This is a genomic window from Dorea sp. AM58-8 (genome assembly GCF_003464045.1).
Taxonomy (GTDB): domain Bacteria; phylum Bacillota; class Clostridia; order Lachnospirales; family Lachnospiraceae; genus Claveliimonas; species Claveliimonas ammoniilytica.
This window is the reverse complement of the sequence record NZ_QSDM01000002.1, coordinates 260,264-273,110: the sequence shown is the minus strand read 5'-3', so window position 1 is coordinate 273,110 and position 12,847 is coordinate 260,264. Positions and strand designations below refer to the sequence as shown.

The 12,847-nt window shown below is 44.2% G+C and carries 15 protein-coding genes, 1 tRNA gene and 1 pseudogene; 1 reads left to right on the top strand and 16 read right to left on the bottom strand.

The features are described from left to right. Positions 1 to 3 precede the first annotated feature (3 nt). Genes DXA18_RS03130 through DXA18_RS03120 form a run of 3 tightly spaced genes read right to left on the bottom strand, consistent with a single transcriptional unit; the run spans position 4 to position 2,927 of the window. Complete coding sequence (locus DXA18_RS03130) at positions 4 to 747, bottom strand: segregation and condensation protein A (protein WP_118382622.1); 744 nt, start codon at positions 745 to 747, stop codon at positions 4 to 6. A 35-nt stretch (positions 748 to 782) separates the two neighbouring features. Further along, positions 783 to 1,733 (bottom strand): metallophosphoesterase, encoded by a 951-nt coding sequence (locus tag DXA18_RS03125; RefSeq protein ID WP_118382621.1) that lies wholly within the window; start codon positions 1,731 to 1,733, stop codon positions 783 to 785. 42 nt (positions 1,734 to 1,775) lie between these two features. Beyond that, positions 1,776 to 2,927 carry a D-alanyl-D-alanine carboxypeptidase family protein gene (locus tag DXA18_RS03120; protein ID WP_243007007.1) on the bottom strand — a complete coding sequence of 384 codons (1,152 nt, stop codon included), beginning with the start codon at positions 2,925 to 2,927 and terminating at the stop codon, positions 1,776 to 1,778. A 225-nt stretch (positions 2,928 to 3,152) separates the two neighbouring features. Between DXA18_RS03120 and DXA18_RS03115 the strand changes: the two genes are divergently transcribed. Further along, the gene (locus DXA18_RS03115) at positions 3,153 to 4,277 is read left to right on the top strand and encodes a DUF4317 domain-containing protein (protein ID WP_118382619.1); all 1,125 of its coding nucleotides are present in this window, start codon (positions 3,153 to 3,155) and stop codon (positions 4,275 to 4,277) included. 211 nt (positions 4,278 to 4,488) lie between these two features. On the opposite strand, the gene DXA18_RS03110 is transcribed toward DXA18_RS03115, so the two are convergent. The 13 genes and pseudogenes from DXA18_RS03110 to DXA18_RS03060 all read right to left on the bottom strand — a co-directional run bounded on the left by DXA18_RS03110 (position 4,489) and on the right by DXA18_RS03060 (position 12,763). Then, positions 4,489 to 4,574: transfer RNA gene (locus DXA18_RS03110), tRNA-Ser, on the bottom strand. Between the two features lie 113 nt (positions 4,575 to 4,687). After that, complete coding sequence (locus tag DXA18_RS03105) at positions 4,688 to 5,146, bottom strand: transcriptional regulator GutM (RefSeq protein WP_118382618.1); 459 nt, start codon at positions 5,144 to 5,146, stop codon at positions 4,688 to 4,690. 131 nt (positions 5,147 to 5,277) lie between these two features. Continuing rightward, the gene (locus DXA18_RS16575) at positions 5,278 to 5,400 is read right to left on the bottom strand and encodes a hypothetical protein (RefSeq protein ID WP_330424374.1); all 123 of its coding nucleotides are present in this window, start codon (positions 5,398 to 5,400) and stop codon (positions 5,278 to 5,280) included. 170 nt (positions 5,401 to 5,570) lie between these two features. Next, positions 5,571 to 6,098, bottom strand: coding sequence for a hypothetical protein (locus DXA18_RS16570; protein ID WP_330424373.1), 528 nt, complete (start codon positions 6,096 to 6,098; stop codon positions 5,571 to 5,573). Continuing rightward, complete coding sequence (locus tag DXA18_RS16565; protein WP_199665533.1) at positions 6,062 to 6,595, bottom strand: hypothetical protein; 534 nt, start codon at positions 6,593 to 6,595, stop codon at positions 6,062 to 6,064. The genes DXA18_RS16570 and DXA18_RS16565 overlap by 37 nt, the downstream gene beginning before the upstream one ends. A 38-nt stretch (positions 6,596 to 6,633) precedes the next feature. Further along, positions 6,634 to 7,005, bottom strand: coding sequence for a PTS glucitol/sorbitol transporter subunit IIA (locus DXA18_RS03095; RefSeq protein WP_118382617.1), 372 nt, complete (start codon positions 7,003 to 7,005; stop codon positions 6,634 to 6,636). Positions 7,006 to 7,050: 45 nt separating this feature from the next. Beyond that, positions 7,051 to 8,046 carry a PTS glucitol/sorbitol transporter subunit IIB gene (srlE, locus tag DXA18_RS03090; RefSeq protein WP_118382616.1) on the bottom strand — a complete coding sequence of 332 codons (996 nt, stop codon included), beginning with the start codon at positions 8,044 to 8,046 and terminating at the stop codon, positions 7,051 to 7,053. A gap of 21 nt (positions 8,047 to 8,067) precedes the next feature. Next, complete coding sequence (gene srlA, locus DXA18_RS03085) at positions 8,068 to 8,586, bottom strand: PTS glucitol/sorbitol transporter subunit IIC (RefSeq protein WP_118382615.1); 519 nt, start codon at positions 8,584 to 8,586, stop codon at positions 8,068 to 8,070. 144 nt (positions 8,587 to 8,730) lie between these two features. Next, positions 8,731 to 9,696, bottom strand: a complete 966-nt coding sequence (locus tag DXA18_RS03080; protein ID WP_118382614.1) for a sugar-binding transcriptional regulator — start codon at positions 9,694 to 9,696, stop codon at positions 8,731 to 8,733. Positions 9,697 to 9,882: 186 nt separating this feature from the next. Beyond that, positions 9,883 to 10,584, bottom strand: coding sequence for a 2-C-methyl-D-erythritol 4-phosphate cytidylyltransferase (gene ispD / locus DXA18_RS03075; RefSeq protein WP_118382613.1), 702 nt, complete (start codon positions 10,582 to 10,584; stop codon positions 9,883 to 9,885). A gap of 3 nt (positions 10,585 to 10,587) precedes the next feature. Beyond that, positions 10,588 to 11,615: pseudogene (gene tsaD / locus DXA18_RS17275) on the bottom strand (tRNA (adenosine(37)-N6)-threonylcarbamoyltransferase complex transferase subunit TsaD). Between the two features lies 1 nt (position 11,616). Continuing rightward, complete coding sequence (locus DXA18_RS03065; protein ID WP_118382612.1) at positions 11,617 to 12,528, bottom strand: ribonuclease Z; 912 nt, start codon at positions 12,526 to 12,528, stop codon at positions 11,617 to 11,619. Between the two features lies 1 nt (position 12,529). Beyond that, positions 12,530 to 12,763 carry a hypothetical protein gene (locus DXA18_RS03060; RefSeq protein WP_118382611.1) on the bottom strand — a complete coding sequence of 78 codons (234 nt, stop codon included), beginning with the start codon at positions 12,761 to 12,763 and terminating at the stop codon, positions 12,530 to 12,532. Positions 12,764 to 12,847: the final 84 nt, after the last annotated feature.

The following is a 12,847-nucleotide window of genomic DNA, read 5'->3' as shown; positions in this document are numbered from 1 at the left end:
GTATTACATCTGCGATGTAATAACAATATCGTCAAACGGCTGTTCCTGTTCGATTGAAATCTTACCTGCTTTCATCATTTCCAGGATTACCAGAAATGTCACCACGATCTGTGTCTTGGAGCTCTGGCTGGTCAGAAGATCCCGGAAGCTGAATCTCTCATGCATCAGCGCATATGCCTCTACTTCGGTCATCTTCACCTCGACCGTTATCTCTTCCTTCTCGATCTTACCAAACTTACTTCGCACAGGATCGATCTTATCTGTCTGCCGTTTCATTACTTCTTTAAAAATACTATGAAGCTTGCCAAGTGTCAGATCGCCAAGAAGCTCGTCCAGGTTCACTGGCTCCACGTAATCTGCCACTTCATCCGGAATGTCTGGCCCGCGGTACAGATAGCGTTCCCCATCAAGCTGACGGTCCTTCAGTTCATAAGACATATACTTGTACATCTTATATTGAAGCAGCTGTTCCACCAGTTCCTGTCTTGGGTCTTCTTCCTCGCCATCTTCATTCACTTCTTTCGGAAGAAGCATCCGGCACTTAATATCCAACAGTGTAGCCGCCATCAGGAGAAATTCACTCATAATGTTCAGATCTTCCTCTTCCATTGCCCGGATATAATCCATATACTGGCTGGTGATCTCCACAATAGGAATATCGTAGATATCTATTTTATTTTTATCAATCAGATGCAAGAGCAGATCCAGCGGTCCCTCAAACACCTGAAGCTTTACCGGTATTCCCATAGCTTATCCTCTCTTCATAGTCATTAACTCTACTATTATACTGGATTATCCACATTTTCACAAGAGTGGAATTCTAATGATACAGACACCAGTTCTGCCGGATTACAGAATCTGAGATTCACCGTATGGGTTCCAAGTCCACGGCTGACAATACCAACATGCTTTCCTTCTCTGTAAATACCGCCCGCATATTTAGGAAATAGTACTGCCTGCGGTGTAATCAGTCCTCCGATTCCGGGAAGTCCGATTATCCCTCCATGCAGATGCCCGGATAATGTCATATCCGCCCCCCACTGCTGATATACCGGCATAAATACCGGTGTGTGTGCAAGCAGGATCTGATAACATCCTTCTTTCGGTTCTCCGATTGCATCTCTCACATCCTGAATCTGCAATTTCTGTGCAAAGAATCGGGCGTAACATTTGACTGGGAGCTCCAGTCCGCTTATCTGCACCGGCACGCCCTTCATAGACACTTCTTCGGATGCACTTTCCAGCACATGGACACCTGCTTCCTGCACTGCAGCCATATATTTCTCATACCGGTCTCCGTATTCTTCTGTGCAAATGCGCATCTTCTGTTCATGGTTGCCATTAGCGAGATAGACTGGGCAGATCTTTACCAGTTGCCTGATGAGTTCCAGTGCTATCGCATCTGTCTTTGGGTTCGACCTGGTCACCAGATCACCGCCGACCAGGATATAATCAGGCTTCTCATGCTTCACTGCGCGAATCAGCTCCTGATTACCTGTTCCATAGCGTTTGCCATGAAGGTCTGATAAAAAGACAAGTTTCACTGTCGTCTGGCTATCCTGCCCTATCCCTCTTGGGTCAGGCACACAGATCCGATATCTCCTTATTAAAAATTCACTCAACTCCCGGCGAAGTTCCATAACAACAGAAAGACTGCCCGCTGTAATTGCAGCAAGAGCAGCCTCTTTGATATTCTTTCGTATTTTCAAAGATTTCCTCTTCAACTTTTTCACTGATATTCCTCCGATATGTTTATTACAGATACTTTCAGCTTATCATTGATGTTTTGCATTTTCAAGGAAAAACCGATCCATGGTCCGTTCCAGTGCATCGGTATACCGCATACGTCCCACATTTTCTGACGCTACAAGCTTCTGCCTGCCAATCTCCTTGCCGTTCAGATAGTAGACCATCTCTCCTGCCGGATCACCTTTTCCCACCGGCGCCCGAAGTCCTTTCCTGACTTCCACCTTCCGGCGTATCTGACTCAGATCTGCTCCTGTGGTATCCACGTAATGGAACTCCCCAGCCATATGTACGGACACTTCTTCCTGTATACCCCCTGTCACTGGAACTTCCGCCACATTTTTTACCGCATCATCCACGTAAAAAGTACATTTCCCAAATCCATAATCCAGAAGCTTTACAGCATCCTGAAAGCGGTCTTTGGAATTGTCCGCCCCCATGATCACTGCAATCAATTCCACACCATCCTTTTCAGCCGTAGCCGACACGCAGAATCCCGCATTGCTTGTAGATCCTGTCTTAAGTCCGGTTGCATAAGCATACTGTCTGATCAGCTTGTTGGTATTTGTAAGCCCGAATTCTGATGTCCCTTTTCTGGTCACATGTGTGATTGTATCCACCCATATCATGGAATACTCATGAATCTTCGGATAATGAATGATCAGTTCTCTTGACATCAGTGCAATGTCTCTGGCTGTCGTCTCATGTCCATCTGTGTCCAGGCCATTACAATTTACAAAATGCGTATTCACCATACCAAGTCCCTCAGCCCGCTGATTCATCTGCTCCACAAATGCTTCCTCACTGCCACTGATATACTCAGCCATGGCAACACAAGCGTCATTCGCACTTGCCACGGCAATGCATTTAATCAACGTATCTACCGTCTGTGTCTCACCCGGCTCCAAAAACACCTGTGATCCACCCATGGACGCCGCATACTCCGACGTCTGCACGTCATCCTCTAATGCAATCTTCCCTTCCTCCAGTGCATCAAAGATCAACAGTAACGTCATAACTTTCGTCACACTTGCAGGAGCACGTCTGGTATCCGCATCTTTCTCCCAGATCACATTACCACCAGCAGCTTCCATCAATATCGCAGAGGGAGAAGTAATCTCCGGTCCGGATGTCTGCTGTCCTTCTGCCTGTAACGTAAATACGTTTGCCAGCTGCAACATTACTCCTGACAATAGTAATAATATAGTTAGTGGATAAATCAGAATCTTACGCATTATATACCACACCCTGAGTATTTATTACTATTGTAAGCCGCAAATGTCATAAATAGAACTTGTGATTTATTCACTCATATCTTAATCCAGATTATTTGCACTCTTCTCTTCTTTTGTGCTAAAATAGATTTTACTTTGTGCCGTACTCTGCGGCGGAATGGAGAGATCAATATGAATAAGAAAGAAATACTTGAAATACGCAAACAGTTTTCCCCGGAGAACTGTGCGATCACCCGCATCTGCGGCTGTTATGTAGATGGTGACAAGGAGAAAAAAATGGAATTTAAAGAAGCGTTCCTGTCACTTCCGGAAGAAGAATCCTTCAAATACTTTGACATTTTCAAAAAGGCCCTGTCCGGCACGATTGGCAAGAACCTGATCCACATGGAATTTCCCCTGGAGCAGGAGCTTGCAGGCGGTACACAGGAGTCTCTGCTTCGCTTGAAAGAAAGTAAATTACAAGATGATATTCTGTTGGAAGAATTCTATGATAAGGTCATTGAATTCTATGATTTTGGCGAACATTATCTGATCCTGCTGATCCATGCGGTATATGATATCCCTGGCAAGTCTACTGACGGCATGGAAATGTTTGACGCTTCCGATGAGGTCTATGAGCACATTCTCTGTTGCATCTGTCCGGTAGCCATGTCTAAGCCTGGGCTCTGCTACAACGCTGTCAATAACAGTATTGAAGACCGTGTCCGCGACTGGGTAGTGGGCATGCCTGCCAATGCATTCCTCTTCCCGGCGTTTAATGACCGCAGCACCGACCTGCATCACCTGATGTTCTATTCTAAGAAGCCGGAAGAACTGCAGGATTACTTTGTGGCAAATGTCTTAGGCTGCAGCGAAGCCATAAGTGCCGGCACGCAGAAAGAATCTTTCCAGGATATTCTCGTCAGCACCTTAAAGGATGACTGCGATTATTCGGTTGTCCGCACGATTCACGAAAATCTAAATGAAATGATTGAGGAGACCAAGGATGCACCGGAACCGCTGACTCTCGGCAAGCAGGAAGTCAAACGCCTCTTCACCGCCAGCGGCGTACCGGAAGAAAAGATGGAAAGCTTTGACAAAGATTACGATGAGACCATCGGCAGACAGACCACCCTGCTTGCATCGAACATTGCCGAAACCCGCAAGTTCAGCGTCAAAACACCTGAGATTGTGGTAAATGTCAACCCGGATCGTGCTGATCTGGTGGATATTCAGGTCATTGACGGCAGAAAATGTCTGGTCATTCCAATCGATGAAGAGGTCGAAGTCAACGGTATCGCTGTAAATGCAAAATAATAGATCTCACATAATAAATGAGCCAGAACTTTCAGGTGATTATTTTTGTTCAAGAATGCCTCGCATTCTTGCTGCGAGGTGCGCGTCATGCAATTGCATGACATACTTCTACTGCGCACCTCTGCAATCCTGCCGGAGGCTATATCAGCTGGGGGATTGACTCCCAGCTGATATAACAAAAGGAGTCTTGCATTAGCAAAACTCCCAAAAGCGGAGAGGGTGGGATTCGAACCCACGCGCCCTTGCGGACAAACGGTTTTCAAGACCGCCTCGTTATGACCACTTCGATACCTCTCCATGTATTCTACTGTTGCACTCGCTTGGTGCTCTAATATATTAGCATTTAGAATACTGTATGTCAATACATTTTTTGATTTTTTTATTTTTTTGCGTAAATTTCAAAAAATCCCTTATATCGCTTCTGTGTTTTCCGCGTCTTCCGACTCATTTGAATCTTCCTGCGCTTCAAATCTGGTGCGTAGAGCTTCAAACGCACGAATCCATCCCATATACTGTTTGCGCTCTTTCTTATCAAATCCGTCCGTCACTTCCAGGAATGAATAGATGCTGCTCCCCACTAATGGTTTGCCTAAAAATTCGTCTACCGAATGAAATTTGGACAGGAATGTAATACCATCCAGAATCACAACACCTTTAATGATACCATCACTATCTGATGCTACCATAACAATATTACCATTAAAAAATTTACCTTTTTTCTGACCAATGCCCACATTGCCCAATTTATGAATTTCCCGTACAGTAGCACGATAATTCTTCACCTGATAGTATCCACCTAATGCCTGCAGGATAAAAAGAATCAATATGACGAATAAAAGTTTGGATATCATAGGTAACTGACTAAACATGCACACTTCCTCCTATAGCCGGGAAGGAGCCCCATCAGCCTTACGTATCGCTGAAAGGATTCCCAGGTCATCTACCCTTTCCCGGTATTATTATGGTATTGTAGGTATTTAATATCTTTTAATATTATGGACTACAGTACGTGTCTTCCGTACATTGCATCCTGTTCTTTTCTCAGCTTGTAAATCAGAGTTGTCTTATCCAGATCAATCATATCATATGTGATCAGAGTACCCTTCTTAACATCCTGTTTCATAACTGCATTCTTAGTAACAAGACCGAATGGCACATATCCCTTAGCGTTAGACTCTTCTGCTGTAGCAATTGATCCGTGTGTTGTGTATCCACCGATACCATCGATAGTCTGTCCAGCCTTCAGATCGATCTTAGCTCTTGTAATACACTCAGATACCAGACCATCTTTAGCTACACATGTTGCATCGCCTCGATTACTGCTCTTGCAACTGACAGAGGTGTCTCAAGGTTGCAGAGGTGATATGGACGATACAGTGTCCACAGTGGTCCAGGTCCCATGCTATGATATCCAAGCTGGTATGCGATCTCTGCATTTGGTGTAGATACTGTTACGAATACTCCCGGAGCAATTCCATTAACGTATTCTACTACGCCGTGTTTGTTCAGGATACCACCATCTTCTTTCAGTTTGAAGATCTCGTTCAGCTCTTTGATACCTTCTGTTCCAGGAGCTGTCTTCGGACCATGTCCTCCGATAACATCCGGGATCAGTCCTGTATAGTTAGACATAGCAGTCATCTCTACCATTGTCTTTGTACCATCTTTGAATGCACAAAGCATCTTAGGACTCATTTTACGACGAGTAGCCTCTTCAAGAACTGTATCAGGGTTACAATCGTAGTCGATCTTGTTATTCTTTCCTTTACCCATAACTTCTACGTTCAGGCCCATTGCTTTAGCGAAGCTATACAGATGCATAACTGCACCCGCTCATCTCCATCAGATCCTGTGTAGATAACGCCTTCTTCTTCTGCAAGTTTCTTCAGGTATGGTCCAATAACAACATCTGTCTCAACATTCAGCATTACAACATGCTTTTTATTTCTCATAGCATCAGTAGCTACTTTAGCTCCAACATCCGGTACACCAGTTGCATCAATCACACATTCAACAAGGTTAGCCTGAGATACGAAATTAGCATCCTCACAAGCAACATATTTACCAGCTTCCATAGCTGCATTAGCTTCCTCTAATGTCTTAGCTTCTACGATTTCTTCGTCCGGAACTTCAGCATATTTAAACGCGTGTACAGCATTCTCAATCTTGATATCAGATACGATTGCCGGTGTAATACCTTTCATAAGAACCATCTGTGTAACCATTCCACGACCCATCTGGCCGGCTCCTACGATACCTACGCGAATAACTTTGCCTTCTTCTTCTCTTTTAAGAAGTTTTTTGTCCATGTTAAGCATAACTCATCTCTCCTTACTTATGTTATGAATTTAATTGATTAGTATATAGAAATCTCTGTTCCGGCCTGCAGATCCTCCACAGTTACTTTCTCAGAGCCTTCCAGCATAATGCATCCCGGAAGTGCGGCTTCTTCGCCGCCGCCAAAGTTGACAGTGCAGTGTCCCAGTTCTCTCAGTGTATATGGAGCTTCCACACCAACTGCAGTGATCTTGAACTCCTTATCACCGATCTTCATGGTATCACCAGGTGCCGGTTCTTTATAAACTGCAGAAATTGTATGTAACACAGAAATCTCTGCCAGTTCTTCCGGCGCATTCTCGTTAAAGAGAATGAAAAAACTGTTATCTGAGTCATTTAAAAACTCAAGTGCTTCTGCACCATGTCCTACGATTGTTACCTGAAATTTCATTTAAATGTCTCCTTCTTTTCAAGCTGAATGATATTTCGTTCAGAATTAGAACATTCCAATACTGAATACGAATGCAAGCAGTACAGATAAAGGTCCTGTGATCATACGCTCAAACAGTACAGCCGGAACACCAAGCTCAATTGTCTCTGGCTCTGCTTCTCCAAGTGAAAGTCCAACCGGTACGAAGTCTCCACCAACCTGTGCATCGATTGCGAATAATGCGCAAAGTGCATACTTAGCAGGAATAGCTCCTGTTGCGAACTGTGCTCCAAGCAGAGTACCAACAACCTGTGCAATAACAGCTCCAGGTCCCAGAATCGGTGACAGGAACGGCAATCCACAAATGAAGGAAATAACGAGCATTCCCGGAAGTGTTCCACACAGCGGAGCGATTGTGTTGGCGATAATATCACCAAGTCCACTAGCGCTGATAATACCAAGCAATGTAGCTGTAAACGCCATGAATGGCAGAATGTTCTTAATTACCATATCGATAGTCTCACGACCTGCTGCAAAGAATTTATTTACAACACTACCAACGCCCTTACCGATACGAACTACGATACCCTGCTTCTGACCAGCCTGTGCTGCAGCAACATCTGCCTTAGCCTGTTCTTTAGTCTTTGCTTCACTCTTAGCTTCCTGCTTAGCAGCAGCAGCTTCTACTTCAGAACCATCAGCCATGAACAGATCCGCTTCTGTAACACCTGATACGTAGATTTCCGGCTGGATGTACTGTGCAAGAGGTCCAGACTGTCCTACTGGTGTAAGGTTAACAGTAAAGATACCTTTCTTCGGATATACACCACAACGTGCTGTTCCGCCGCAGTCAACAACTGCTACCATAACTTCATCATCCGGGCATCCTGTCTTGAATCCATCAACAACTTCTGCTCCAGTCATATCTGCAATCTTCTGTGCTACCGGTGTAATTCCTCCACCTGTAACATTTAAGATTTTGTGGCATTTTTCTGTAGGGGTAATAGTCAGAGGACCGCCCCATCCGCCTGATCCAGCTTTAATAGTAATAGATTTATACATGATTCTACCTCCTCCAACTAATTAAGCACTCTTCTTTGCCATTGACGCGTACAATTTCTCACACAAGATACCACGGATCAGGATAACTACCAGACCACAAAGGAAATATCTTACTGCAAGACCAGCAGTTGCATAACCAGCCTCAGCAACACCTGCTGAAATACCTGTCCATACAAAAAGCTCACCAGCGTTTGCATGCGGGAAAAGTCCTGTAATAGGATGTACAAAACTTACTGCTGCATCATAAAATGCCGGTTTGTACTTCTCCTCCAGGAAACGTCCGAATGTATAACATGCCGGATTTGCCAGGAAGAATACTGCCATTAAAGGAAGTAATGTGTACCGAAGAATCATATACTTCGTAATTTTCTGAGCGAAATTCTCAACTTTCTCTGTACCTACAAGTTTGATGATAGCATTTACCGCTGTCATCAAGCACACTACAAGCGGAATGATGCCGGTAACCCAGCCCATAAATGTTTCTCCACCTGCCTGAAATAGACCAATAAATCCACTTGCTACATTAGAAATAGCTTCCATAGTCTCTCCTCCATTTACTCATTTATAGTATCCTACTTTATATATAATGATCATAGCTTGTCCGGCTTCGTTCACATGTCTGGGCCCTTGACTGCAAAATCCACCCGGCTTTCGCTATTCATTTATATATCTAAAATAATATTATCAAAGCAACTTCTCTGCTGCATCAATATTCGTAATTAACATATTGATGAATCCACCCTTAATCGCTCCTCTGATAGCTTCAGCTCTGTTCTCGCCTCCCGCTATGCCAATTCTGTTTCTGACTTTTTTCATCATCTCCAACGGCATACCTGCTACACGGTCATTAAATGCACGAAACTTCTCAGTAGCCCCATCTTCATCAAAGAAATGCAATGCGATATCTCCTGCCATTCCGTCTCGGGCAAACTTTTCCAGGTTCTCACCTGTAATATACCCTGCCCGAACCAGTGTTGATTCCACTCGTTGTGGAATGCCGATTCCCATGATCAGCGTATCTAACTTCTGAAAATCATCAAATATGTAACTTATCGACTTCTCTTTTAGAAAATACTCCATTGCTTTCTGCTCTGAAAAAACTGCCGGCGACAGGAACTGTGTATAAGTCCCTCCAAACTTTCTGGAGAACTCCTGTGCAATACGATTACTCTGCACATCCACCTTATCAATCGTACTCTGTCCAATACCTCCGACAATCGGTACAAACATCAGCTTCTTATCTTTTTCGAACGCCCGGTTCGTCTTCACGATATTGTGAAGCGTATGTCCCATGGTTACTCCGATCCAGTCCCCATCTTTAAAGAACTGCGAAAGATAAAGAGCTGCCCGCTCATACATACGCGATACCGACTCCGTCTTAGTATCCAGTGCACTGCTTTCTACGACAATAACCTCTTTCAGACCATATTTGCGTTCCAATGCCTTTTCCAGCTTGTTGTAGGAAAACTGTACAGGATTAATCACCTCTACACGGACAATCCCACTTTCTTTTCCTTTCTGAAGCATACGCGACACTGTAGCTCTGGAAATTCCCAGATAATCACTGACTTCCTGCTGACGCATATCATCTTCGTAATACAAGCTACAAACTTTATATATCAGCCGCCAATCATCTACAATTTTCTTCATCCAGATCTTCTCGCTTTCTTCTCCTAAATCTTAGTACATATTTACCTCAACTTCAATAGATTCGAGTTGAATATTTGTAAAAGTTTACTATTTCTCACAACCCCATTTTTACATTTGTTCAATGCTTTTGTAACAATTGATAATTATCTAACAAAGATAACACTTCTCGTCTACACGCCCCAATGTTTACAATTCATTTCCCCTCAGTATAACTTCCGCAACAAACAGATCCTCCATCGTTGTTATCTTTAGATTTTCATAGGATCCTTCTACCATTTTTACTTTACAGTCACCATATTTTTCCACCAGCATCGAATCATCCGTTACTCCATCCATTCTTCCAAGCCGTGCTTTTTCATGTGCCTGTCTGATAATTGAATAACGAAAAACCTGCGGCGTCTGAACCGCCCACACACGGGCTCTTTTTGGCGTTTTTGTAACAAATTGTTCTTTATCAACAATCTTCACCGTATCCTTAGAAGGCATTCCAACCACACATGCACCAGTCTCTCTGGCTCCATCCAGAGCTCTCTCCAAAATATCTCTGGTGATGAACGGGCGGATACCGTCATGGATATATACATAATCCGTTTCTCCGCAGGCCAGCAGACCGGCATACACAGAATCATACCGTTCCTTTCCGCCAACAACTATTTTTTCTACTTTTCGAAATCCATATTTTTCTACTATCTTTTTCTGACAATAGTCCACACAATCCTCGCTGGTTACCAGAATAACATTGTTAATGAATGATGCTTTCTCAAAACATTGCAGCGCATAATACACAATAGGCTTTCCTGCTATGCTCAAAAATTGCTTCTTCACTTTGCTTTTCATACGTTGTCCCTGCCCTGCCGCAAGTACGATCGCAGTACATCTGTCCTTCATGTCCTATCGTTCCCCCAGCTTCAGATTCGGTACTGCATTCAGATCCCATCCATGACGGGTTCCCTTCAGGTACTCATAGTATGCTGCCACGCCGATCATCGCCGCATTGTCCGTACAGAATATCGGAGACGGATAATAAAAATCAATATCGTTCTTTTCACAGGCCTCTTTCATAGCACTGCGAAGTGCACTGTTCGATGCAACTCCGCCGGCAATTGCAAACTTACGAAGTCCGTATTCTTTCACTGCCTGCATAGAGTTAGCCACCAGTACATCTGTAACAGCTTTCTGGAATGAAGCAGCAACATCCGCCTGATTCCAGGTCTCGCCTTTCATCTTACATCCATTCAGATAATTGAGCACCGCCGACTTCACACCACTGAAACTGAAATCGTATGGCGTATCTCCATGTGCGCTCTTGGAAATTCAATTGCATCAGGATTGCCTTCTTTTGACACTTTATCAATCTTCGGACCACCCGGATATCCAAGTCCGATAGCCCGGGCCACTTTGTCAAATGCCTCACCTGCCGCATCATCTCTTGTGCGTCCCAGAATCTCAAATTCTCCATAATCTTTCACACACACCAGATGTGTATGTCCACCGGACACCACCAGACAGAGAAACGGCGGTTCCAATTCTTTGTGTTCAATAAAATTTGCAGCAATATGTCCTTCAATATGGTGTACACCGATCAAAGGTTTCCTAGCCGCATAAGCGATTGCTTTTGCCTCAGCCACTCCGACCAGAAGCGCTCCCACAAGTCCTGGTCCATAAGTTACACCAATGGCGTCAATGTCATCCAATGTAACCTTCGCCTCATCAAGTGCTGCTTCAATCACCTGATTAATCTTTTCAATATGCTTTCTGGATGCGATCTCCGGCACCACGCCACCATACAGCGTATGCAGTGCAATCTGCGAAGAAATCACATTAGACAATACTTCTCTGCCATTTTTCACAACAGCCGCAGCTGTTTCATCGCAGGAACTTTCGATTGCCAGAATCAGCAAATCTTTTTTTTCTTCCATATTATGCCTCCTCAAATACAAGCTCAACGGACTGTCCATCTCTTGATGCCACCGTATTTTCAAAAATATCCTGTGTATCTTTCAGGTACTCCTCCGGTCGATTCAACGACGGACTGTAATGAGTCAGCCACATTTCTTTTACCTCTGCCGCCTTTGCAAGTTCAGCTGCCTCATAAAACGTCATATGCTTATATTCTTTTGCTTTCTTTAACTTATCCTTCTCTCCATACATACCTTCACAGATAAACAAATCGGCATGCTCTGCATTCTCCAGAATCGACTCGGTCGGTCTGGTATCTGTTGCATAAGTGATCTTGAGACCTTTTCTGGCCGGTCCAAGTACCATATCCGGAGTCAGGATTCTTCCATCTTCCTCCACAATTTCACCACGCTGCAGAGTTCCCCAGTATTTCCTTGGAATCTCTGCTGCTTCTGCCCGGCTGACGTCAAACTTGCCTGCCCGGTCAATCTCCATCGTATATCCATAACACAATACGTTGTGATTTACACGAAACGCCTTCAAGCGGTAACCATTCATCTCAAATGTCTCTTCCGGACCTTTGATTTCCTTATATATAATCTGAAATGGCAGTTCCGGCGCAATGACGCGCAGGGCGCCCACAACCCGCTCCAGACCTTTCGGCCCGATCAGGGTAAGTGGTTCTTTCCGATCTGCATTGCCCATAGTAAGCAATAGTCCCGGAAGCCCACTGATATGATCTCCATGATAATGCGTAAAGCAGATCACATCGATCGGCTTAAAGCTCCATCCTTTTTCTTTGATGGCAATCTGCGTACCCTCGCCACAGTCGATCAGCAGACTGCTGCCATTATAACGCACCATCAAAGAAGTGAGCCATCTGTAAGGAAGCGGCATCATACCGCCGGTTCCCAGCAAACATACATCTAACATTCTATCCTCTACTTTCCGGTGGAAGTAAAAATGCAGCAACCATCTCATCATAGCAATCTTCACACAGATCAAATCTGTCTACCCGGTTGTCCTTTCTGGAAAAATAGCCCCAGCGTTTTTCTACAGACAGCACGTCTTCGCTGAGCAATCCATTCACAGCTGTAATTTCCCTTCCACATTTATTACAGATAATTTTTTTAATTTCTTTCGTTTCTTTCATCCCATATTTGCGCATACGACTCCTCCTGTTGTTATAAACTGTATATCGTCTTACGCCTACATTATAACCATCGTCCAGACGTTATCCTAGTGGGAACTC